This window comes from Agrobacterium vaccinii (assembly GCF_021310995.1).
GTDB lineage: Bacteria > Pseudomonadota > Alphaproteobacteria > Rhizobiales > Rhizobiaceae > Agrobacterium > Agrobacterium vaccinii.
Window position 1 is genome coordinate 1,012,298 of the sequence record NZ_CP054151.1, and the last position, 22,364, is coordinate 1,034,661.

A 22,364-nucleotide genomic window follows, 5' to 3' on the forward strand; every position below is an offset into this window, starting at 1 on the left:
TGATTTCGACAGGGCACGTCCGAAGCGGTTACGGGTCCGGGTTAAATATTATCACGGTAGCAGGCTCTCGGTGTTCGTTTCCGATGCAGGCAGGCCTGCCAAACGCAAGCTTGTGCACATCAACACACGAAGGCTGGAAAAGCTGGACGTTTTGACCGAAGCAAAAGCAAAAGTCGAAGCCGTCATTACGGAGTTCTACGATCGCGTAGGCCGTCGCCGGCGCACGTGGCCAGCAATTTTGCCAGCACATCACCGGTCACCGCTTTCGCGCTTTTACGTCCACGCGTCCGAGGAACGGCCCGCACGATGGCGAATGGCCGATTTGAGGGCAGGGAGGCGAAGGCACCATCGAGACCGCGCCATTTGGTCAGTGTCGACCAGTTCGCCAGACGCCGACGCACGGTGGCTGGCGCATGCGGGCCAATGGATTTGAGAAACCCCTGCTTTCGGAGGTTGTCATCCACGTGGGCTGGCATCCATGATCTGCCTCGATGGTTTTTTCTCGGGGTCCCAGAGATGATGTGCGACAAATTTGAGCAGCAAGGCTTCGGGCGCCGGTCAGGCAAGAGAATGGCCGGTCGCTGCCAGTCCCCAGGCTTCGAGATAGGCCAGATCGGAGGTCAGCGCTCGAAGCGTGCTGGCACCCATGCCGGCATTGACGAGGTGGCGCAGCGTTTCGATGGCCTAGTCGGTCAGAAGCTCGGCAAGTTCGTCGCGCCGTTCGAGCGGAAGCACGGATGCGATCGTGTCGAGCCCCTCGGCACGGCGCTCGACGGAGGTCTGTGATTTTGTCGGTTTGGCCACGTTGGCTCCGGAATGACGGTTTGTTGCGGCCGTTATGGCCCTGCTTTAGTGCGATTTTGTCTGATTTTCTGCCTCAGATCAACTGCCATCGATAATGAAGACTGATCGATGGCTATCGCGCGGACCCAGTGTTATACAGAGTATTGAATCTTAATACCTAAAATAGCTTTCATTTAAGAATACATTAACTTTAATTTCAATGGTTTGCAGCGAACAAGGATTTGATCATGTTGCCCAATACGTCGGGGATTTCGGCAAGACTGGGAAACGAAGGTTCAGATTTGCACATCACAAGCGGAGTGATTCTCGGATCGAGTTGGAATGACAAACGATCAAGAATCACTCTCCGATATCAAGATGAGGCCCACCACAGTTTTCTTACTCAACCAACATGGTTTTGAAATGTTGAAGGACCTAGCTCAGGTATCGAACGCTGACATCCTGCTTCTTGCCGGCATGGGTGGTAGCGATCGGCGCAAGCTCGCGGCAGCATTGGATCGAGAGCTCATTCCTCAAATCTCTCGGCGCAAGAAAGCCTAGTTGGCGTTGGCCATGAGACCTAGATAGTTAACGCTGCCGAGATTGCGGACGCGTCCGAATCGGTGGAGATTATCGCCCCATAGGGTCTCTACGGCTCTCGCCTAGAGCGCTTCACCTTTTGACGGAACCATATCCTGCATTTCTGATGTAGTTTGCGCATTCGTCGGGTCGGATCGTTTCGACCAGCCCGCCAATATGCCGCCAGGTATCTTCGATGCTGCGCTTCTGTGCGTTGCGCATCCAGTGCTTTATCTTCGAGAAGGCCTGTTCGATTGGATTGAGGTCCGGCGAGTAGGGTGGCAGGAACCATAGCCGAGCACCGGCAGCCGTGATCGCCTGACGGACTGCCGCGGATTTGTGGCTGCCAAGATTGTCCATGACGACGATGTCGCCTGGCTTGAGAACCGGAACCAACTGCTGTTCGACATAGGCACGAAAGCACTGACCGTTGATCGGTCCGTCGAAGACACAAGGTGCTGCCAACCGATCCTTTCTCAATGCACCGAGGAATGTCAGCGTACGCCAGTGCCCATGCGGCGCAAACGCACGCAGTCGCTTGCCTTTGGGTCCCCAGCCCCTGATGGGTGTCATGTTGGTCTTGATCCAGGTCTCATCAATGAAGACCAGCCGTTCAGGATCGAGGTGATGCTGTAAGGTCTTCCATCGCTCTCTTCTACGGGCGACATCGGCACGCGCCTGTTCAAGGGCGAACAGCGTTTTTTTTAAAGCGCAGCCCCTCGCTGCGGATGAATTTCCAAATTGTATTGTGGGAGACGGCGATGCCTCGCAAGGCAAGTTCGGCCTTCAGTCCATGCAGTGTCAGGTGTGGATTCTGAGCGAGCCGTTCGGCAATGAAGCTGCGATGTGGCTCCAGGATGCGCTTGCGGTAACCACCCATCTTGCCTGGACGAACCGATCCGGTCGCACGATGGCGCTGAGACCATTTCACCACCGAAGACGCGGCCACATCAAAGCGCGCTGCAACGGCACGGACGCTTTCGCCGCTCGACACGGCTGCGACAACACGTTCACGAAGATCATTTGATATCGGTGCGGTCATCAGATGCTGGCCTCCATCCAGCCAACATCAGTGAATCACATCAGAACTGCTTTGGGAATCAAACCCGATTCAGAAAGACGTGGAAACGCTCTAGATCCTCAATCTTCAGTGTCGGTCAGTTTTCGATGGAGTGCGATGGCACCTGGACTGCGAAGAGCGGGTTCGTCGCCGTTGTCAACAGCAAGCACCATGCAGATCCGCTCTTCTTCCGCGAGCCGTCTGGCTTCATCGTGACCGTATTTGCCAATGTTGAACGTTCGAGAGATAGCTTTGCGGCGTCTTTTTGTTGCAGAGGCATTCCCCTGATCCTCAACCTTCACCTCAATCCGGGCGATCCATGCGCCGTCTTTATAATGTTTACCAGGCTGTACGTAATAGACGCCAGGCAGATTGCTTCCTTCGGAACGGTTCTTGCGCACCTGCATGCGCATATCGCTGTTCGTCAAAGGCGGTACGACACTCAAAACCGCATCGCGATAGGCCTTGGCGACGATCAGCGCCTGCTCATTTCCACCATAGGTGCCGTCACTAAAGGTCATCTGAAACGTCTTGCCGCCACGCGAAAAGTTGACTAGCCATGCATTCTGACCGTGGCGATCGGCATCAACCCGATTGATGGCGTACATGTCGTCTTCGTGAAACTGTGGAGCAGCCTCGAAAAATTGAAAGTTTTTCGTCAAATGGCCACTACCCATCCTATAGATTACCTTTCGAGAGGTTTCCTTGAATCACATCCGTTGGTCCTGTGGACCAAACACTCTTCACTCGAACGTAATCCACGAAACACCTTCAACCAAGCGGCCGCCATGGGCGCATGAATCGCCGATGCGGGCAATTTTCTTGCCCTGAATGCTTGCGACAGATGACCCGCTCGTGATTTTGTCAGAAGTTGTTGGCACGCCCGTGCAGAGCAGGCTGTCTCCGACTGTTGCAACAGGCACGCCTTCGACAGTGACGAATGTTTGCTGCGTCGATATCACAGGCCCACCGATGTGCGGTTTTGGACCGGGATCTATCATCGGGCAGACATGCATATGACCTTTCAAAGTAACAAATCGTCCAGTCATTGGATTAACCTCTCTTGTTATCACGACGCCCGGGCGAAAGGTAAAGGTGCCATGGAAAGCACGCGCCCGTCGCGCCCGCGAAAGCGTAGACCGCGATCAAAATCCCCATCATTCTGCCAGTGAAACAAGCAGGCATCCGCACGCCGGATCAGCGGGTTAATATCTATGAGTAATGCACGCCAGCCGGATTCGGAATTCTGATTAACAAAGACGTCAACGATCGCGTCGTCCAGATGAGAAACGGACAGAAACTCATCGGCAAAATCGATCAGGGCAGAAGCAATAAACCTCGCACTTTGCTCGATCTCTGGAAAAACCATGGTGTGAAAATACTGAGATGCGCCAATAAAGGCACGGTTGTTCAAGAACAACCTGAACTCTGTCCATTGCGGGATATCTTGCCACGGTCTTATGAACAGACCGACATCGAACTTGTGCTGCAGCGAGCTCGCAAGGAGGCCAGCTACCCGCGGATTGTCTTGCAGCAAATGAGGCGCGAGATCTCGACTGTTAGATATTGGGGCTTTCTGAAAGAAACCAGGCTTTTTAAAGCTGCAGCCACCAAGACGGGCATGGCCCCCTGAGGGAAAAATCGCGACCTTTTCATCGATGGCGGTGTAAAAACCATCAGTAAAGGGCGGAATCTCATCAATCTCGAAGATATCGCGGAAGGCCGCGGTCCGCGCACCGATTGCCAATCGATCCTGATCGGACAAGATGATATGCTCCACCGGCAATCCGAGCGCGATTACCTCGTCCGGCCAATGTTCCATGAAAGTTGATCGCCACTTCTCGTGTAGACCTAGCATGTCAAATCCTGCGCACCTTCAGAGATTTTCTGCAGCTGTAAGATTCTTGAAAAATTCGGGGAGGCTATCAGCGACTTTTACAACGCCCTTGGCGTTATTGCCCGTGCCGAAGGGATCTGTACCTCTTTCCCAAAAATATACCGCACCGTTATCCGGATCCTTGCCATCCATCAGTAGATAGGAGTGGCCGGCATCGGCGGAACCGAAAAACACCATTGGCAATGTAAACTGGTCAGGCCATGCCGATCCAGATATAAAGGTTTCATGGAGAGAAACAATATTATCGAAATCTGAAACCAGCACCTGTACATCATGAACTGAGCGGCTACCGTCGTCATACTGCACTAAGAATGAATCATTACATTCGGTTCCGCAGTGACCATATTTCCTCAACACATCAGCCAAGTCGCTTGGTATGGTAAGCCCGGTAAGCTCGGAAAATCGATTGAAATTTCCGGTATCCCAGGTGGTGTTCGGCACAACCTGGAAGTCACAGTTATCCTGTAAAAACTTAATCGCTTGGTTGAGGTCAGGCATCATCGAGTCTAATCCTAGTATGCGGGGTCGTTTACTGCAGAGGCACCACCACTATGGGCACCTCCTCCTTGAGCGGTATTATGGATATTTGAATCGACCAACTGCATCGTCGATGTGTCTTCGTTATGGTGCCACGTGAACCCTTTTTCGTCCGTAGTCTTGCTCTAGTTACCGTACTTTTCCTTCAATGGGGCAACGGCTTGCCCCACGTCGCCGTCCGGTCCTCGTGCAAGATTTCCTTTCATGTTGGATATGCGGGTCTGAATGGGCTGACCATCAGGACCATTCTTCATGAAAGGTGAGAAATCCGGCTTTCCGTTTTTGTAACTTATGCCGTCTTGACCATAGTCTTTTAATGACTTTTCCGCATTTGTTCCTGGCTCGGGCGTCCACTTGCTATTGCCTGTTTCGCCTGACCATGTGCCTCCGCGGGGAATATTTTTGTACTTACCGCCATCCTTGTACTCGTCGACCTTTTTACGGCGGCATTCTTTTGTCTTGCATTTTTTAAGGTCTTCCTGGAGCTTTTTGTAAGCCTGGCCACGCTTAGACGCCCAGTACTTCGAAGCCGCTGCACTCTTTCTCACGTGCTCCTCTAGAGCCTTGACCTTGCGTTGCGCGGCAGCCACCTGGCTAACCAACTTCTCGGCATAACGAGCAATCTTGGTGCCTTTTACGCCCGCTTTCGCAGCATCACCCCACCCTGGTACCAGGCCGAAAATATCAAGGCCGGCATCAGCCCAATTGCCAGACCAAGCATTGCCGATCGCGCTGGCTACATCGACAACGCCGCCTACGACCGGCACAGACGAGGCCGCCAACCAACCGGCTTCCTTTGCGATCTCCGTGTAGCGCTGGTTGAGCATATCCACATCGGCGCGAGCAAGTTCCAGCTCGCGCGAGTCGGGAACATTAACGAGATCATCAAGGTGCTGGGTCATTGAGGCGCGCCTTTGGTCTGAAGCTCCTCGAGGTACTGCTCTTCGACATCATCGTAAGGGACGCCAAGCATGTTGTTTTTCATATACTGCGGAAACCAGTAGTCGTTTTTGCTACGCGCAATCGCGTCGCCTTCCTGTTTCATCGTCGGTTCGAGATTGCAGCGCTCCATACGTTGCTCCTCGGATTGGTTACGGTCTTGCAAAATGCTGCGATACGGTTCGAACAAAAAGAAATCCGGGCCAATACGCCACATCAGCACGACGAACTGGATTTGGTAGATCGGATCCGAAAAACCAAAATGCTCGGAGTAGCGACGGCCCCAGCGTGTCATTTCGGCGGCCTGTGGTGATGGCGCCATGCCAGCAAAGCTAGGCAGATGTTTGGGAATTATTTCTTTCGTAAAATAATCGACGAAATCGTCGTCATCTTGGAGCATCGCATTCATCTGCTTCGGGTCGAACTTGATGATCATTGTGCTATCCTTTAGAACTCATCGTCTGTGCCTTTCGCATCGTGTATAGATGCGAGCGAAATTACCTCACGATGAAGCGTACCCGCATTCGCCGTGAATTTCAGAAGCTCATCGGGCCTGAGATCATGCTCGCAAAACCAAGCGTCAACACCTTTGAAAAAGGCCCCGTTCTGTTCAGGCGTAAAGATCGGAAGATATTGCCTTAGCGTACGAGGATCGTAAAAACGGAAGAAGTGTACGGTACCCCCCTCATCCTCAATAACGGTGAACTTGCGCAAGTGGCGCACAACATCGGCCAGTTGAAGTGGCGACCGCAAGAAAATTGACCATCGCTTTCCAAAACCATTGTCTATTAGCCAGTCGAGAACGCTTTCATCTGGTGCGATGCCGACAACCCAAGCGGTGTCGTCGCCAAATTCCTCCAGTGCCTGGCCGCGATAGAGAGTATTTCAAGAACGCATCCTTCAGCCGCTAGAACACCTACAATACCGCCAACCTTCATCTCGCGGAGCCCAAGCGTGACTATTCGGCTGCCGTCGCTGCCACCTAGGGACGACATTCGGGCGGCGGCGGCTAGAGCGTTTCACCTTTTGACGGAACCATATCCTGCATTTCTGATGTAGTTTGCGCATTCGTCGGGTCGGATCGTTTCGACCAGCCCGCCAATATGCCGCCAGGTATCTTCGATGCTGCGCTTCTGTGCGTTGCGCATCCAGTGCTTTATCTTCGAGAAGGCCTGTTCGATTGGATTGAGGTCCGGCGAGTAGGGTGGCAGGAACCATAGCCGAGCACCGGCAGCCGTGATCGCCTGACGGACTGCCGCGGATTTGTGGCTGCCAAGATTGTCCATGACGACGATGTCGCCTGGCTTGAGAACCGGAACCAACTGCTGTTCGACATAGGCACGAAAGCACTGACCGTTGATCGGTCCGTCGAAGACACAAGGTGCTGCCAACCGATCCTTTCTCAATGCACCGAGGAATGTCAGCGTACGCCAGTGCCCATGCGGCGCAAACGCACGCAGTCGCTTGCCTTTGGGTCCCCAGCCCCTGATGGGTGTCATGTTGGTCTTGATCCAGGTCTCATCAATGAAGACCAGCCGTTCAGGATCGAGGTGATGCTGTAAGGTCTTCCATCGCTCTCTTCTACGGGCGACATCGGCACGCGCCTGTTCAAGGGCGAACAGCGTTTTTTTTAAAGCGCAGCCCCTCGCTGCGGATGAATTTCCAAATTGTATTGTGGGAGACGGCGATGCCTCGCAAGGCAAGTTCGGCCTTCAGTCCATGCAGTGTCAGGTGTGGATTCTGAGCGAGCCGTTCGGCAATGAAGCTGCGATGTGGCTCCAGGATGCGCTTGCGGTAACCACCCATCTTGCCTGGACGAACCGATCCGGTCGCACGATGGCGCTGAGACCATTTCACCACCGAAGACGCGGCCACATCAAAGCGCGCTGCAACGGCACGGACGCTTTCGCCGCTCGACACGGCTGCGACAACACGTTCACGAAGATCATTTGATATCGGTGCGGTCATCAGATGCTGGCCTCCATCCAGCCAACATCAGTGAATCACATCAGAACTGATTTGGGAATCAAACCCGATTCAGAAAGACGTGGAAACGCTCTAGAGAGCGAGGCCAGCTTGGTGCTGTTCAGCGGTCAGGCTGGCCTCGCGGCCCGCAGGTCAGAGCACGCTAACGTTCTCAGCCTTCGATTTTCCGGTCTTGCGGTCCTGGCCAACTTCGAAAGTGACCTTGTCACCTTCTCTCAGGGACCCACCCTGCTGCAAGGCAGATACGTGAACGAACACGTCCGTTCCACCATTCTCAGGCGTAATGAAGCCAAATCCCTTGTCGTCATTGAAAAATTTAACTGTACCGGTAGCCATGAGAATTCCTTTTAATGTCCTGCAGCCACTTGACCCGCAGTAGGCTTTTTATCGCTCGTTTGCCTAACCGGCAACCTCCAACACCAAGATAGTTGCATCGAATTTTTTTGCGGACTGCTGATCGACTATTTGGCCGCGTTGACAGCCTCCTCAAGCGCTTCTTAACAGCTTCGAAACCAGGTGGGTTTGCAAAGATCATGGCTGACATTCTATCGTAGTCAACGGCGAATTTCTTGCGCATACCGGATGTCGGCACGCCTCTGCGAGTTCGGGGCCCGCATTTCTGGCGACATCTTCGGTCCGGGTGTCGGGATTGGCTTGCGCAAACTGGATGAAAAACTCGTCAACGATATAAATGATGCGCTCGACACACTCAAGAAAGAAGGGAGTTTCAAAACAATTAGCATGAAATCGTTCGGCATCTCATTGACCGATGATCAGCCATTGCGGCTATTGCAAATTTACCTATTCTGGATTGGGCGGGCGACAGCGAAGGGTACCAGTCTTAATTCTATTAGGCCGAAGATCCGACGGCGATCTCAACTGACACCGAGGAAGGACGTCAGCGCATTCAGGATGCGTTTCGGATACACGATTGGGCGAAGGACCATAAGGACGCGCATATAGGTGGCACGATGCAGCCGGTGCAGAACATCCCGGCGTTCAGCCCATACTACGTTGAGTTTGATGAGTATTTCGGCGGGTACAATTTTGGCGGCGGCAACGCCCAACTCGATTTCCGTGACATGAAGTTTGATTGGGCGTGTGGCTGACGAAAGTGCCAACGGCAGTCGTCGACCATCCAGCTGCGGACCGTCTCGCTCGGAACTCGCAAGCAACATCACGCTCTGCCACTTTCTCGGTCACCAGAGTCGCTTCAAAAATTCGGATAATGCTTCTGAACCATGGCTGCCGAGTAGTTACGAATACCATCATTGTTCCGCTTGTTGGACGGTCGGCCGATGCAGATCGCACTTGCTCATCGAAATCAGTCCCATCTGCGATCTTCCAGGCGTCAACCAGACATGGAGAGTGTGACATTCCAATTTTGCAGAAACAGAACACTTTAACTTTGCGGCTACAAATGGTGTCAAAGCTGATTAGAGATACGCCGCCGCTGGCCCGTTAGAAATGCGACATTGTTACCAAGGATTAGCCCCCGACCATAGCGGCTGGACCGGGTTTCAAGTGTAGAAAGGGGCGGGATGGAAACCTGTTCGGCTTTAACTTCCTCAGTCGCTACAATCACTTCGCACCAACTGCGGTCATTCGCTAAGAGGAGCCATAATTGCGGAGCTGTCGACAATATTAGCGAAATCGGATTTGAGATGGGCCATGGTGACATCAAAAATCGCACGAGCGGAGAGATTCTCATCGGGAAGGTCGAAGCCCACGACTGCATCGCGGACCACCACCATCTTGAAACCAAGATCCGACCCAGCTCGAACGGTCGTGTTAACGCAATAACCTGCAACGGCACCCGTGACGACGACAGTCTCTATACGACTGTCCTGGAGATAGTTTTCCATGTCGGTCGATGCGAAGGGCGATGATGTGCTTTTGACAAAAACGGGGTCCCCGCAAAGGGGTGCGACGCCTGGCATCACCCGTTGTGCTGGTGCACCTGGGTGCATCGGCGATGTCGGATCGGGGTCGCCATGATGAACGTGGATTACCGTCCCACCGTCCTTACGAAATTTCGCAGCCAGTTCAGCGATCTTGACGATGGCATTGCCATGGACATGATCCCGCCCGCCATCTAGGCGGTCCTGCACGTACATTTGCATATCAACGATAACAAGAGCTTTTTTCAAAATCCGTGATCCTGTCGTGGGTCTGTAAAGGCCATAGTCTTGCCTATCATGTGTCAAAATGCCGGCAAAGAGCCAAAGCAACCTTCATTCAGCTGTTTCCATTCGAGTGATAGCCTTTTGCCGTGAAGATGGATGCATTCAGCGGTTGGGCGTGCGCGGCATGCCAAACTATTTGGCCAATTGCGCCTTGTCGACAGCATCACCGGCGGCAGAACCAGACCCAGAATCTCGTCGCACATCACGTCACAGACCAGCTTCCAACCCGACCCACGCCACTGTTCGCCCGGCGCGCTCGCTTCGCTCTCCGTCATCAACTGATCTCTTTGTTGAGGGAGATAGAAGGCCAACAGAGACTTGGCAAACGGGCACGGCTTAAGTAACAAATGCAATCAGTAGCACGGTTTAGAATGTCTACAGGGCGGATCTGGACGGTGTCGAAGTCCTCGTCGAATGCCGCCGGATCATGCAGTTTCCGCGATCTCTGCTACCGGCCTCTCTCAGGCGTCATTGGGCGATAGAACTTTAGATTTCGTGGGCGCGAGCGTCGCTTCGATCGCTCTCTAGTGCATGGGTAATCTTCAGATACCGCTCGCGTGCATTGGCGACAGCGTCGTGGTTTTCAATCGCCCATTTGCTCAAGACATCGAGTGCTTGCCAAAGCGAATGGCCGAGCGGAGTCAGGCGGTAGTCAACGCGCGGCGGGATAACAGGCGTAACAATCCTGTCCACAAGCCCGTCTTTTTCTAGTTCACGAAGAACGCTTGTCAAAGACTTATGCGTGATGTCGCCGATATCTCGCTTCAGCTCGGAAAACCGCTTTGGTTTTTCTTCAAGCACGCCAATGAGAAGGATCGCCCACTTGCTCCCTATAACCGAGAGCAATTCGCGTACCGGTAGGCAAGCAGGATGCTCTACAAGGATATGCGGTATCATCAAGGAAACCTCTGTAGCTTTAAAGTGCCGTCTTGTGTCGTCTGTTAAACATCTTAGATGGTAGTCCAGTTGCCTGCGGATACAACGCGATATTGGGATAGTCCCAGCAAAGCTGTCTTGCAGAACCTTCAAATGAGCGGGCCGCGACGGCTCGCAACCGATGGGCCGTTTCCATGAATGTATTTGACCTTCTCAACGACGAAGCAAGACCCAAAGCTCCACTTATCCCAGGCGCCACAATGGCAGATCGCACCGCAGGAAGACGGCTTGCGCTAATCCACGACATGCATTTGGAAGCTCTTGATGAAACCATGGACATGATGCGTCAAGTCGAGGTTGGCGAAACGCGTGTCGAGGAATTTGCAGAACATCTCGACACACTGGAGATGACGAGAAATTATGCGAAATTTGGAAATCTATGTGGTCGGGAATGCAAATTTTTGGATTTTCATCACACCGCAGAGGACACCACAATTTTTCCTGTCATCCACGCCAAAGGCAGCGACGGCATGAGGCGCGTGATCGTGCGCCTTGCTGAAGAGCATGTCGTCATTCACGAGTTGCTTGTGAAATTGGCCGGGCATGTCGCGGCCATTCGGGCTAGGCCAGGCCCTGAAAACTTTTCAGAAGCCAAGGCCACCCTGCTCGTGCTCGACCAGGTTGTTCGGTCGCATTTCGGTTACGAACAAAATCAACTGGAAGAAGCTATCGGCTACTACAATGCCATGCCATAGCATCGAACATTACCACGATTTCACTCTCATATTGACGGCCAACGATCCCGACATTTAGATCGAAGTAATCACCCACCCAATCACCGACGACATTGATCGAAAATGAGCAATACGAAAAGCAAGCCGCTTGGAACAACACGCCCTACCATTCAACAGAGAAGAGATAGCCATAACCGATCTTGATCAGTGTTCCGAGTGATGGCTGGCTGGTTGGCACGCCAAAACCCAGAAACGACAGGGTCTCTTCTGAAAAAAGCGGAACGGCCAGATTGAGATTTCCAAGTTCGTTGGGGTCCCAGTCAGTCACGTCGGCAATTTGGACATCCATTGGTCTCTCCGCTCGATGATTTTCGAGGAAGCATAGGACGCTCGGCAAACTTTCAATTACCGGCGTCGGCGCAGCGCGTGTATCCCTTTGGAGGCGATGTATCCTTCCAGTCGTACCATGTCGTCCATGACAGTCGTTTCCATGATCAAAGCACCCGATTTGGTAGGCAAAGCTGGCGGCGATTATGCTCTGCCCACATGCTTCAAAATGAAATCTGTTAATCGGCTAACAGACTTCGTTTGCGCCGCGAGCAACGTCGCTGCCAAGGCCCAAGAACGTTAACTTGCTTGGAAAACGGATCACATCCCTAGATTAACCGGTTCTCGAAACCAATATGGCGGTCATTAACCGGCAAGCTTCACCCGATTGCGGCTGCCACCAGAACCCGGTCGGCTGCGCGAGCCATAGATGACGAATGGCGCAGGCGATCACGCCACATGACCTCCGTCTCTGCGATCGAGCGTGCCATCATTGGATCGGAACGTTCAGCCCAGACCCATAATCGCGTCGCGCGATCGTGTCCGATGACAATGCGCGTGAGTGCGTCGCGCGCCAGCCTGTCTAATGCATCAAGCGCCGCGTGCTGGATTGTCGCCTCCGATTCCTCATCCAAGACGAAATAGGTCGGATCTTCCGTCAGCCGTGGCGCGATGGCGAGGTCCAGCAGGACTTCGTAAGCGCGCTGCCCGCCTTTCCTTGCCAGCCAGGCGAACAGGTCAAACGGGTCCACGCGCAGTGCCAGCAGCGCCCGTACCAGCGCCTCGGAAATTCCGCCGTCATACGACTGATCCTGTGCCTCCCTTTCAAGCCGTAGCGGCGCTGGGTCGCCACACTCGAACCAGCCGAGAGCAGCACGGCACAACAACGTCCTTACTGCATCCTGTTCATCGAACGACCACCGCCACGGTGTCAGGCGTATTATGACCTCCAGAAACGAGGCGTACGAGTCAAAGTCAAGGTCGAGGAGAAATAGCGTAAGTCCACGCGGCAACCAGTACAAGAACGTCTCACGCCCGCCGGAACAATTCGGATGCTCGTGATAAATGTGTGCGAAGCTTGTAGCTGGCGCGCGGCGGGGATTAGGCTGCCGTCGTGTCTCCTCTTCCGTCTCCGGCGTGAAGCACTGCCGGCACCAATTCCACGAGGGTCGATGACGTATGAAGGCCGCATATAGCTGATCGAGACAGGCATCTGGATCAGGAGGAGCGATGTCAAAGCGATGAAAAATCGGCTCTGGGTTTCGAACTGGGGGCTGAGATTTCATAACATCCAAATGTTATAGTGCGTAAGAAGCACGATCTTCTAATTCTCTGAAGGACTTTTCACGTATCAATTTATATTTGGAATTAATTATTAATAAACGGATTCACATATCCCAGTAAAATATTGTGTTACATTAGGGGGATGAAATTCGCCAGAATGGGCTGGGCAAAAAACATCCCCGAGAGCGTCTATAAAAATCGGGCTATTTCCGTCATGACTCAACATACCGTTGTAGAACCGTACCCAATCTAGCGAGATTTGCTTTGAGATTGTCATACCCGAGGGTTTTCTCGCGTGTAACCTCATCCATATAAAGCTTGCGGTTAAGCTCGATCTGGATGCTGTGGCGGTTTTTCTCTGGTGCGTTATAGGCGGACACGAGCTCCGCGCCACGAAATGGCACGTTGAGAGAAACGGAATAGCCGAAACTTTCGAGCGTTCTGATGACCAATTGCACGAATTCCGGCTCACTGCTCGTCCCGTCATAATCCCCGACAACAATGTCTTTTCGCACAGTTCCTGCCGGGTCAGGCGATAGGGCGTGGCCTATGGCGGGCATGGAGTGGCAGTTTACGTGGTAGACGCGACCGAAAGCGGCGTAAGTCTTATCCAGCAACCGGACCAATTGCTGATGATAGGGGCGCCAGTAGGTATCGATGCGCTTTTCAAGGTCGTTGACGGTCAGTTTCCGGCAATACATAGGCTGGTCTCCCCAGGCAAAACGCCAGGTCAGGCCCATTCCGCGACGCGCCGAGGCGCTGTCTCGCACTGCATGCGGCCACGCGCCATCGATAAGCTCCAGATCAACATCTTGCAGTGAGCGGTTGAGATCGAGAAAGCTTCGCGGGAAGTGAGCCAGAAGCATGGGAGCGCCGATGGAAGGCGCAAAGCCGAACAGGTCGTCGACATAAGTATCGGACGCCATCAACACCAGTTCGTCGGAGACGGCCCGCTCGAAATCAGTTGGGACAATCAGGCCGCTATGGGGCGAGTCGAACACCATGGGGATGGACTGCGCACTTGGCGGCAGGATGGACAGAACGCCCTCGATATCTAGAGGCGAAATCGAAAAATCTTTCATGCCATATTCCATTCATGCAGGGGCAGCGTAAGCCGCAGGATAGGTGGTGTCCGCCATGCCGATAAAGCTTTCGCCACGACGGCCAACCATGCCCGGCGCCGCGAAAGGCCGTGGGAAAACGACCTGTGCTGCGGCTTTGACCTTGGCGATCTCCGATAACGCGGCAATGTGGTCAGCAGGCATATCGACATTGACGATGATGTCTGCATGGGGACCCGTCGTCATGCGCGGGGTGTTCATCGCATCTTCGATATCCATGCCAGCATGCACAATCATGCCGGTCAACTGCGCAAGTGATGGCACGATCTGGTTACCACCGGCGGCGCCATAGGCGGCAAATGTGCCATCGGCATCGGTGAGGACAACGGGGCACATATTGCTCGGCGCATAGGCGTTCGGCGTCAGGGAATTGGCACGACCAGGGGTGGGATCGAACCAGGACATGCCGTTGTTCAGCAGAATGCCGGTCGAGGAGGACAAAGCCCGTGCGCCGAACCGATTCAGCAAGGTGAAGGTGATTGCCACCATCCGCCCCTCGCTATCCACGGCATTGACCTGCGTCGTGCTGGTCTTGTTGGTGGTCTCCGCCGGGTTGAGCCTGCGGCGGTGAGCGCCAAAGGATTCCCAAAGGGCCTGAGACATGGCGGTAAAGAACTGGGCATCTACGGGGCCAATACCACGGGTCTTGTCAAAGAAGTCCAGAGCATCGAACAGGCGTTGCCCGGCACTCGTTTCTCCTGCAACATGAAGCGTCTTGCCTTGCAAGGTCATGCTTCGTGCCGGGTATAGCTGCGCTTCGTAAACCGCGAGATCGTCAAGCGTCATGAAGCTGCCGCCCGCTTGCAAATCTGCAATCAGCTTTTGGCCAATGGAACCGCCATAAAGCGCGTCCGGACCATCCTTGGCCAGTGACTCCAGTGTTTCGGCCAGTGCCGTCAACGGCAGAACGGTACCGGGTTCCGGCGGATAACCATCCGGCATGAACACGCTGCGCGTGCCTTCATCCTTGGCAAGACCGGATGCTGCAATGGCGATGGCAAGTGTGGTATGCCAGTCAACGACGAGACCCTTTCGGGCACGGTCGATAGCCGGTGCGAGTGCTGCGTCGAAACCGATCGTTCCATAGCGCTTCAGCGCCTCTGCAAAGCCGCGCACGCAGCCGGGCACGACCGCAGCGGTAAACCCGTCCACATTACGGTTTTCCAAGGAGGCGGGATGACCGATGAATGTCTTGATGGTGGGGTCAGGCCGGTAAAAATCAGCATCGAAAGAGGATGGCACACGCCCGGTAAATTCGATGGTCTCGACCGTTCCATCGGGCTGCGCCACCAGCATGTAACCGCAGGCGGCAAGGCTGGTCATCCACGGTTCGACCGTCTGCAAGGTGAAGGCCGCGGTAACAGCCGCATCGACGGCATTTCCCCCGGCACGCAGCACGGCGGCACCTGCTTCCGCCGCCACGAAATGCTGAGACGTGACCACCCCTTTTGGGCTGACACCCGGCGTCTTGCGCGTTGTGCTACGCTCGACGCGCAGATGATCGAATTGGGGATTTTCCATCACTTCGCCTCCAGCGCTGCCGCCACCATGCGGCTTGCGCCAGAGAGATCGCCAAGCTTCTCGCCAGCCTCGATCTTGCCCTTGTTGCGCCCTGCCCGCGCCTGCCGGATCATGGCTTCTTCCACGACCTCTTCCGCCTCGTCGACAGGGATGACGAGGATACCGCTGGCATCTGCAATGACCACATCTCCCGGCATAACAGGCACATTGCCGCAGGAGACAGGAAGGTTGAGGGAGCCACCCAGATCGTTCAGCCGTGTGGTGATGCCGGACACGCCGCGCGACCACAAGGGCATGCCCAGATCGATGATTTCCTCAACATCCGTACATGGCCCGTCTATGACGACGCCGATGGCTCCAGCGGTTTTGATGGCGAATGCCACCCCGCCGCCGATGCAGGCGTGCCGGTCATCGCCGAGGCGATCCACAAAAAGAAAGTCGCCAGGGCGGATGACGGAGACCGCATGGTGGAGTAAGGTGGAATCCGTTGCGGGAATGGCGACGGTGACGGCAGTGCCGACCAAGGTACGGCCCGCATCGACAACAGGCGTGATGGAGCGATGGACGAAACCACGGTGGCGAAAATGCCCGATGGTGGCAACCTCGACACTTTCGAACTTGGCGATCAGTTCGGGATCGATCTGCTTGGGTTGGGCGCCGATATGGTACTTCTTCATGACAGATCCTCTGCAATTTTGGCGGCTTCCGGCTTGTGTTGCCAACCCTTGCCTGGAACCGCGGCAAGCAATTCTCTCGTGTAGGCATCTTTCGGCGCGCCAAACAGCGATGCCGGATCACCCCGCTCAACGATGCGACCGTGACGCATGACGGCGATGTTGTCGCAAATCTGACTGGCAACCCGCAGATCATGCGTGATGAACAGGATGCCGAAACCAAGCCGCGCCTGCATTTTTGCCAAAAGTTCCAGCACCTGCGCCTGCACCGAGACATCGAGAGCGGAAACGGACTCGTCGGCAATCAGCAGTTCCGGCTCGACGGCAAGCGCGCGGGCAATGCAGATACGCTGTCTCTGCCCGCCGGAAAATTCATGCGGAAACCGCGTCGCCGAAGCCCGATCCAGACCGCAGGCCTCCAGCAGATCGAGCGCACGCTGCATGGCGGCTTTCCTGTCCAGACCGTGGACGATAGGTCCTTCGGCAATGGCATCCCCGATACGCTGACGCGGATCGAGCGCCGTATAGGGATCTTGAAAGACGATCTGGACCTTGCGTCGCGCTTCCCGCAGTGCCTTGCCACGCAGGCCCGAAAAATCGCCATCCGAAATGACAATATCGCCGCTTTCAGGCTGGACGAGGCGAATGACGCATTGCGCCAGCGTGGATTTTCCAGAACCGGATTCGCCGACGAGCCCCAGTGTTTCACCGCGGCGGATGGTGATATCGACGTCGTCTACAGCCTTGACGACACGACCGGACCCGAAAACGCCTGACAGGGAAAACGTCTTGATGATGTTTTTCGCGATGAGGACGGGCGTCCCGAGGCCCTCCCGTTCCTTGCGAGGTGTGAGCGTCGGCACCGCCGCCAGCAATCTTTTCGTGTAATCCTGTTGCGGATGATTGAGAACGTCGTCCCGCGATCCGATTTCGATGAGTTTGCCCTTTTGCATGACTGCCACGCGGTCGGCAATTTCAGCCACCACGCCGAAGTCATGGGTGATGAAAATAATGCCTGTTTCGTGCCGCTCTCTCAGTTCGAGCATCAGCTTGAGGATTTGCGCCTGTGTTGTCACATCGAGCGCCGTCGTCGGTTCATCCGCAATCAGCACGGAGGGTTCGAGCGCGAGCGCCGTGGCAATCATGACGCGTTGGCATTGGCCACCGGACAGTTGATGCGGATAGGAATGAAAGATCTGTTCAGGGTTGGGCAGTTGCACTTCCTGGAACAGCGTGATGACCCGTTCCTTGATTTCTGCATTCGACAGAGACGTGTGCACCCGAAACGCCTCGGACACCTGTTCACCGATGCGGAAGATTGGGTTGAGCGCGGCGGCCGGCTCCTGAAAAATCATCGCGATGCTGCGTCCGGTGATGCTGCGCCTTGTCGCGTCATCAATCGTCAGGAGGTTCTTGTCCTCGAATATGACCTTTCCGATTGGCTTGCCAAGATTGCTGGGCAGCAATCCCATGGTGGCAAGCGCCGTCAGGGATTTGCCGGAACCGGATTCACCCACGATGCAGAGGATTTCACCTTTGGCGACAGTCAGGGACAGGTCCTCGACTGCAAAGCTGCGCTCTGCGCCCTGCGGCAAGGGAACGCTCAAGTGGTCGATCGACAGCCTTACGTCACTCATGGTCAAATCGCCTTTTGTGTCTGGTCAGACGGAGAGCGCATGTCGAAGGCGCGCATGTGATCGACGAAGCGGCTGCAAAAGCCGACGAGATGCTGAACGATCCGCTCGCCTTTTTGGGCTGTTGCCAGCAGCGGATCGCCGCCCAGCATGCCATCGACATTCACTTCATGGCAGTTGAGCGGCACATTCACCGGCATGCCTTCGAACTGGACATTGTTGACCCCACCCGTGGCAAGCCCGAATGCCTTTGCGCGACCGGCTGGTCTTGCGAGGTCCATGCGCAGCAACTCGGGAAAGAGATGCATATAAACAGAGGTGAGCGGTTCCCCGCCATGGCCGCGCGCCGCAGCAACCGCCGGACCATGCAATTCCTGCCACAGGGCGTCCGGTATCGACTGCCACAGATTGATCGATGCCACCGACACGCCGCGTTCTGCACGGGCACGCCGTACCGCCTGATCAATCAGTGACGCGTTGGTCGTATGACCGTTAAGGATGAGGATATGATCGATGCCGTGATCCAGAAAGGCTGCAACCATATCCTCGACAAGAGCCATGAAGGTTGCGGGCCGCAACTGGATGCCGCCGGGAATGGTCTTGAAGAAATCGGCATAGCCGAAAGGCACGGTCGGTGCCACGATAGCGCCGGACATCTCGGCCACCTTGAGCGCGATGGCCTCAGTCAGCATGAAATCACCCATGGGGGCATGGGGCCCTTGCTCTTCCTGGCTGCCGAATGGCAGAAGGATCACGGGTTTCTCTGGAAGACGTTCGCGAAACTCCGCGAACGTCATGTCTTTTAGGGCGTTCTTGCGCATGTTGCTCATCACACCAACTTGAAGTAGTCGCCGTAGATGCGCATTTCGCCGTTCGGCTTGAGGCGGAACTCGATGCCGGAACGGTGGGCGCAGTTATAGACGCTCTTCCACATGTAATAGCCCGGCGTGACGCGCTGCCACTCATCGGAAAGGGCAAGATACGCAGCCTTGCGCTCCTCGAATTCGATCGCAGAATCGAATTTCTTGCCAAGATCAAGGAATTCAGGCGTCGGATCCCAGGTCTTCCAGCTTGCCGTTGAACGCGATGCCGTCGGACCCCAATCCAGCCAGAGCGGCTGATACGGGTCTCCCGGAATGAAGTCCGAACTCATGGACATGTTCATCATGTGGTATGGCCGACGATAGACCAGTTCGAAATTATCCAGCACCTGCGCCTGCACATTGACGCCGATTTCGCGCCACTGCTCGATCATGATTTCGGCAGCCGCCTCGTAGTTCGGGTAGAACTGGCGCGTGATATGCCAGATCAGCGTTTCACCCTTGTATTTCGTCTTGGCAACCAGCGCCTTGGCGGCTTCGACATCGTAGGGAAGCTTGACCGGCAAATTCGGATCATAGAACTTGCCATATTCCTTGAAGTTGAAGGGCACAGCTGGATGTTCGGTCGTTCCGTTGAACAACGCCTGAACAATGGCATTCATATCGATGGCCTGAACCATGGCATAACGCAGGTTCGGATCGACCAGCGGATTGTCCACGGGGTCCGGCCGCGTATTGAACGCAATCGCTGGGTAATTATCCGCCAGAACGCGCTTCAGCGTAACACCATCATAGCTTTCCAGCGACGCTTCCTGGTCGGTCGGAATATTGACGATGAAGTCGAACTCTTTCGAGACCAGACCGGCCATGCGTGCAGCGAATTCGGGAATGATCTTCCAGTTGACCTTCTGAGCCGGAGGAGGCCCCGCCCAATATTCATCGAACGCATCGAGGACCATGATCTCGCCAGAACGGAAGGTTGTGACCTTGTAGGGCCCGGTACCGATCGGCTTTTGACCAAAGGCATCGACGCCCACTTCCACATAATATTTCTTCGGCACCACGAAGCCGATATAGCCGGTCAACTTGGCTGGAATGTTGGGATCGGGTGCGGCGGTTTCGATCTCGAACGTATATTTTCCGGTTGCTTCGACCCGCTTGAAACCCGCCGTAAATGTCTTGCCACGCGGTTCGAAAGGTTTCTCGCCCCAGAGACGCTCTGGCGACAAAGTGAAGACCGCGTCCTCGGCAGTCATTTCACTGCCATCGTGGAATTTCACGCCCTCGCGAAGGGTGAATGTCCAGATATTGCCCTTCTGCTCCCATTTGGTTGCAAGCTTGGGCGCGAAGATCAAACCATTCTCGTCATTGATATAATCCCGCTCGACCAGCGTATCGTAGAAATTCGGAAAGATGCGGCGGGATGTGGTGGAGATGCCGTTGATCGGTGCCATCGTCGCCCACAGATTATCGACGGCGACGTTGAGTGTGGGCCGTTGCTGGGCCTGCGCCAACGGCACCCGGCCTGCCAATGTGACTGCGCCTGCTGCGAGCAGGAGACTTCCAACTTCACGCCTGGTAAACATGTTCCACCTTCCTTGATCTTGTTTTATTTATTTACGCGTTTCGTCCCTGAAGCATCGGGTCAAGCCGGTCGCGCAGCCAGTCCCCGACGATGCTCATCGAGAGTGTTACGAGGAAAATCACCGTGCCGGGCACAACAGAAATCCACCAGGCGGTTGAGAGGTAGTCGCGACCATCGCCAAGGATCTGACCGAGGCTCGTCTGCGGTGCCTGGATGCCGAGACCGAGAAAGCTCAGCGACGTCTCAAGCAGGATGATTTGCGGAAATGTCAGCGTCACTTGAACGATCAAAGCACTTGCGACATTGGGCAGCACATGCCGCACATAGAGCCTGCTATTGCCAGCGCCCAGTGCGACGATGGCCTTGGCGTAGGGCTGGTTGACCGCCGACAGCACGACACCCCTGGCAAGACGGGCATATTTTTCCCATCCAAACAGTCCCATCAGCAGGATGAACAATGTCAGACTGTTGCCGAAGAATGCCAGAAGCGTCAGCGTGATGAGGATGAACGGCAGCGATGCCTGGAAATCCACCAGCATCATCAGCACCTCATCCACCCAGCCGCGGAAATGGGCGGCAATGAAGCCGATGAGAGAGCCGAAAACGGCGCCGATGATCGTACCTGCCATGGCGACCGTAAGGGACATCTGCAAACCGGCAATGACACGGGCGACCATATCGCGACCGATGCGATCCGTTCCGAGCGGGAAATCCGGGTTACCGCCGAGAAATGCCGGGGGCTTCAGACGCGCAAGCAGGTTCTGTTGCGTAACGCCATGCGATGTAAAGATATTTCCGACGATGGCGATGAACACAGTCAGTGCCAGCACGACCACAGCGAAAATGAGAATGGGAGAGCGGCGCTTCATCGTAATCGTCCTATTTCGCGACGCGAATACGCGGGTCAAGCAAACCATAAAGCAGGTCCACGATGAGGTTGGCCATGACCATGGTGACCGCCATGATGAGAACCAACGCTTGCACGACTGCAAGGTCGCGAGACGACACGGCTGTCACGAGCAATCTGCCGACACCAGGCCAAGCAAACACCGTTTCCACCACAATCGCACCGGCAATGAGTTCACCCAGATTAAGGCCGATAATGGTGATGATCGGGATACCCGCATTGGGAAGCGCGTGGAACACGATGCGTTTCCAGTAACGGACACCTTTTGCGGCCGCTGCTCGGATATAGAGCTTGTCCAGCACCTCCAGCATGGCCGAGCGCGTGAAGCGGGCAAGTGTTCCGGCCGTAAATGTTGCAAGCGTCAGAGCCGGCATCAGGACATGCCATATCGTTCCCGTACCGGAACTGGGAAGCCATTGCAGGCCAAGCGAAAACAACAGGATGAGAAGGATGCCGAGGAAGAAATTTGGTATGGCGAAGCCGAATACGGCTGTGGCCATGATCAGATTGTCGAAGGGCGAGCCACGCTTGATGGCGGCGATGATGCCCGCCGGAATGCCGATGAGGATTGCACCGGCATAGGCAAACAGCCCCAGCATGATCGTCCATGGCACACGTTCCGCAATGATGTCGATGACTTCCCGACCGTCGCGGTAGGAGATGCCGAACTGGCCCGTGGCCATCTGTCCGATGTAGCGAAAATATTGAACCCAGAGTGAGTCATCGAGCCGCCATAAGGCTCGAAACTGTTCTATCTCGTCAGGTGTAGCATCCGCCCCGACAAGCGCGACGACCGGGTCTCCGGACGTTCTCAGAACAACGAATGTGAAGGTCACGACGAACCACAGCGTCAAAGCTGTACGCAGTATTTTCAGCAACCAGAAGCGTGTCATAGTGCTCCGTTTTCTGGAAT

At 55.0% G+C, this 22,364-nt stretch carries 25 protein-coding genes and 3 pseudogenes; 3 read left to right on the forward strand and 25 right to left on the reverse strand.

Annotated elements, in window-relative coordinates; all coding sequences use genetic code 11:
* Positions 1-194: 194 nt before the first annotated feature.
* A pseudogene (locus tag HRR99_RS19765) lies at positions 195-648 on the reverse strand (integrase); the annotation flags it as partial.
* 477 nt (positions 649-1,125) lie between these two features.
* Here HRR99_RS19765 and HRR99_RS19770 point away from each other — a divergent pair.
* The gene (locus tag HRR99_RS19770; RefSeq protein ID WP_233124543.1) at positions 1,126-1,344 is read left to right on the forward strand and encodes a hypothetical protein; all 219 of its coding nucleotides are present in this window, start codon (positions 1,126-1,128) and stop codon (positions 1,342-1,344) included.
* A 111-nt stretch (positions 1,345-1,455) separates the two neighbouring features.
* On the opposite strand, the gene HRR99_RS19775 is transcribed toward HRR99_RS19770, so the two are convergent.
* The 11 genes and pseudogenes from HRR99_RS19775 to HRR99_RS19825 form a co-directional block, all read right to left on the reverse strand.
* Positions 1,456-2,404 (reverse strand): IS630 family transposase gene (locus HRR99_RS19775; RefSeq protein ID WP_233124544.1). Its coding sequence is split into 2 segments (ribosomal slippage): positions 1,456-2,067 and positions 2,069-2,404, totalling 948 coding nucleotides; the frame shifts between segments, so codons are not numbered across the junction.
* A 98-nt stretch (positions 2,405-2,502) separates the two neighbouring features.
* On the reverse strand, positions 2,503-3,030 hold the full coding sequence (locus HRR99_RS19780; RefSeq protein WP_233124545.1) for an AP2 domain-containing protein: 528 nt from the start codon (positions 3,028-3,030) through the stop codon (positions 2,503-2,505).
* Positions 3,031-3,165: 135 nt separating this feature from the next.
* Positions 3,166-3,471: a PAAR domain-containing protein gene (locus HRR99_RS19785; protein ID WP_233124546.1), complete on the reverse strand. Its 306-nt coding sequence runs from the start codon at positions 3,469-3,471 to the stop codon at positions 3,166-3,168.
* Positions 3,472-3,491: 20 nt separating this feature from the next.
* A complete protein-coding gene (locus HRR99_RS19790) occupies positions 3,492-4,244 on the reverse strand; it encodes a cell division cycle 123 family protein (protein ID WP_233124547.1) in 753 nt (250 codons plus the stop codon).
* Positions 4,245-4,298: 54 nt separating this feature from the next.
* On the reverse strand, positions 4,299-4,820 hold the full coding sequence (locus HRR99_RS19795; protein ID WP_233124548.1) for an SMI1/KNR4 family protein: 522 nt from the start codon (positions 4,818-4,820) through the stop codon (positions 4,299-4,301).
* A gap of 11 nt (positions 4,821-4,831) precedes the next feature.
* Positions 4,832-4,966, reverse strand: a pseudogene (locus HRR99_RS19800) (HNH endonuclease); the annotation flags it as partial.
* Positions 4,967-4,981: 15 nt separating this feature from the next.
* Positions 4,982-5,758 carry a hypothetical protein gene (locus HRR99_RS19805; RefSeq protein ID WP_233124550.1) on the reverse strand — a complete coding sequence of 259 codons (777 nt, stop codon included), beginning with the start codon at positions 5,756-5,758 and terminating at the stop codon, positions 4,982-4,984.
* Positions 5,755-6,231, reverse strand: coding sequence for a hypothetical protein (locus HRR99_RS19810; protein ID WP_233124551.1), 477 nt, complete (start codon positions 6,229-6,231; stop codon positions 5,755-5,757). The genes HRR99_RS19805 and HRR99_RS19810 overlap by 4 nt, the downstream gene beginning before the upstream one ends.
* 11 nt (positions 6,232-6,242) lie before the next feature.
* A pseudogene (locus HRR99_RS19815) lies at positions 6,243-6,662 on the reverse strand (DUF4123 domain-containing protein); the annotation flags it as partial.
* A 152-nt stretch (positions 6,663-6,814) separates the two neighbouring features.
* A protein-coding gene (locus HRR99_RS19820) for an IS630 family transposase (RefSeq protein ID WP_233124544.1) occupies positions 6,815-7,763 on the reverse strand; the annotation gives its coding sequence in 2 pieces (ribosomal slippage) (positions 6,815-7,426 and positions 7,428-7,763; 948 coding nt in all).
* Positions 7,764-7,913: 150 nt separating this feature from the next.
* Entirely contained in the window at positions 7,914-8,117 is a 204-nt protein-coding gene (locus HRR99_RS19825; RefSeq protein ID WP_111838649.1) for a cold-shock protein, read from the reverse strand.
* Positions 8,118-8,752: 635 nt separating this feature from the next.
* Here HRR99_RS19825 and HRR99_RS19830 point away from each other — a divergent pair.
* The gene (locus tag HRR99_RS19830; protein ID WP_233124552.1) at positions 8,753-8,890 is read left to right on the forward strand and encodes a hypothetical protein; all 138 of its coding nucleotides are present in this window, start codon (positions 8,753-8,755) and stop codon (positions 8,888-8,890) included.
* Between the two features lie 492 nt (positions 8,891-9,382).
* Here the strand turns inward: HRR99_RS19830 and HRR99_RS19835 are convergent, their stop codons facing one another.
* The 3 genes from HRR99_RS19835 to HRR99_RS19845 all read right to left on the reverse strand — a co-directional run bounded on the left by HRR99_RS19835 (position 9,383) and on the right by HRR99_RS19845 (position 10,864).
* Complete coding sequence (locus HRR99_RS19835) at positions 9,383-9,931, reverse strand: isochorismatase family protein (RefSeq protein ID WP_233124553.1); 549 nt, start codon at positions 9,929-9,931, stop codon at positions 9,383-9,385.
* 53 nt (positions 9,932-9,984) lie between these two features.
* Positions 9,985-10,242, reverse strand: coding sequence for a hypothetical protein (locus tag HRR99_RS19840; RefSeq protein ID WP_233124554.1), 258 nt, complete (start codon positions 10,240-10,242; stop codon positions 9,985-9,987).
* 211 nt (positions 10,243-10,453) lie between these two features.
* The gene (locus HRR99_RS19845; protein WP_233124555.1) at positions 10,454-10,864 is read right to left on the reverse strand and encodes a winged helix-turn-helix transcriptional regulator; all 411 of its coding nucleotides are present in this window, start codon (positions 10,862-10,864) and stop codon (positions 10,454-10,456) included.
* Between the two features lie 173 nt (positions 10,865-11,037).
* Here HRR99_RS19845 and HRR99_RS19850 point away from each other — a divergent pair, with 173 nt between their 5' ends.
* Positions 11,038-11,598 carry a hemerythrin domain-containing protein gene (locus tag HRR99_RS19850; RefSeq protein WP_233124556.1) on the forward strand — a complete coding sequence of 187 codons (561 nt, stop codon included), beginning with the start codon at positions 11,038-11,040 and terminating at the stop codon, positions 11,596-11,598.
* 142 nt (positions 11,599-11,740) lie between these two features.
* Here HRR99_RS19850 and HRR99_RS19855 read toward each other — a convergent pair whose 3' ends face one another.
* The 10 genes from HRR99_RS19855 to HRR99_RS19900 all read right to left on the reverse strand — a co-directional run bounded on the left by HRR99_RS19855 (position 11,741) and on the right by HRR99_RS19900 (position 22,344).
* A complete protein-coding gene (locus HRR99_RS19855; RefSeq protein WP_233124557.1) occupies positions 11,741-11,926 on the reverse strand; it encodes a hypothetical protein in 186 nt (61 codons plus the stop codon).
* A 358-nt stretch (positions 11,927-12,284) separates the two neighbouring features.
* Positions 12,285-12,926 (reverse strand): P-loop NTPase family protein, encoded by a 642-nt coding sequence (locus HRR99_RS19860; protein WP_233124558.1) that lies wholly within the window; start codon positions 12,924-12,926, stop codon positions 12,285-12,287.
* A gap of 474 nt (positions 12,927-13,400) precedes the next feature.
* Positions 13,401-14,270 (reverse strand): N-formylglutamate amidohydrolase, encoded by an 870-nt coding sequence (locus tag HRR99_RS19865; protein ID WP_233124559.1) that lies wholly within the window; start codon positions 14,268-14,270, stop codon positions 13,401-13,403.
* 12 nt (positions 14,271-14,282) lie between these two features.
* Positions 14,283-15,830 (reverse strand): gamma-glutamyltransferase, encoded by a 1,548-nt coding sequence (locus HRR99_RS19870; protein WP_233124560.1) that lies wholly within the window; start codon positions 15,828-15,830, stop codon positions 14,283-14,285.
* The gene (locus HRR99_RS19875) at positions 15,830-16,507 is read right to left on the reverse strand and encodes an RraA family protein (protein WP_233124561.1); all 678 of its coding nucleotides are present in this window, start codon (positions 16,505-16,507) and stop codon (positions 15,830-15,832) included. Before HRR99_RS19875 ends, HRR99_RS19870 begins: the two co-directional genes overlap by 1 nt.
* Positions 16,504-18,141, reverse strand: coding sequence for an ABC transporter ATP-binding protein (locus HRR99_RS19880; RefSeq protein WP_233124562.1), 1,638 nt, complete (start codon positions 18,139-18,141; stop codon positions 16,504-16,506). The genes HRR99_RS19875 and HRR99_RS19880 overlap by 4 nt, the downstream gene beginning before the upstream one ends.
* 2 nt (positions 18,142-18,143) lie before the next feature.
* Positions 18,144-18,959, reverse strand: coding sequence for a creatininase family protein (locus tag HRR99_RS19885; protein ID WP_233124563.1), 816 nt, complete (start codon positions 18,957-18,959; stop codon positions 18,144-18,146).
* An 8-nt stretch (positions 18,960-18,967) separates the two neighbouring features.
* Positions 18,968-20,545, reverse strand: coding sequence for an ABC transporter substrate-binding protein (locus HRR99_RS19890; protein ID WP_233124564.1), 1,578 nt, complete (start codon positions 20,543-20,545; stop codon positions 18,968-18,970).
* A 31-nt stretch (positions 20,546-20,576) separates the two neighbouring features.
* Positions 20,577-21,413 carry an ABC transporter permease gene (locus HRR99_RS19895; RefSeq protein WP_233124565.1) on the reverse strand — a complete coding sequence of 279 codons (837 nt, stop codon included), beginning with the start codon at positions 21,411-21,413 and terminating at the stop codon, positions 20,577-20,579.
* A gap of 10 nt (positions 21,414-21,423) precedes the next feature.
* Positions 21,424-22,344: an ABC transporter permease gene (locus HRR99_RS19900; protein ID WP_233124566.1), complete on the reverse strand. Its 921-nt coding sequence runs from the start codon at positions 22,342-22,344 to the stop codon at positions 21,424-21,426.
* Positions 22,345-22,364: the final 20 nt, after the last annotated feature.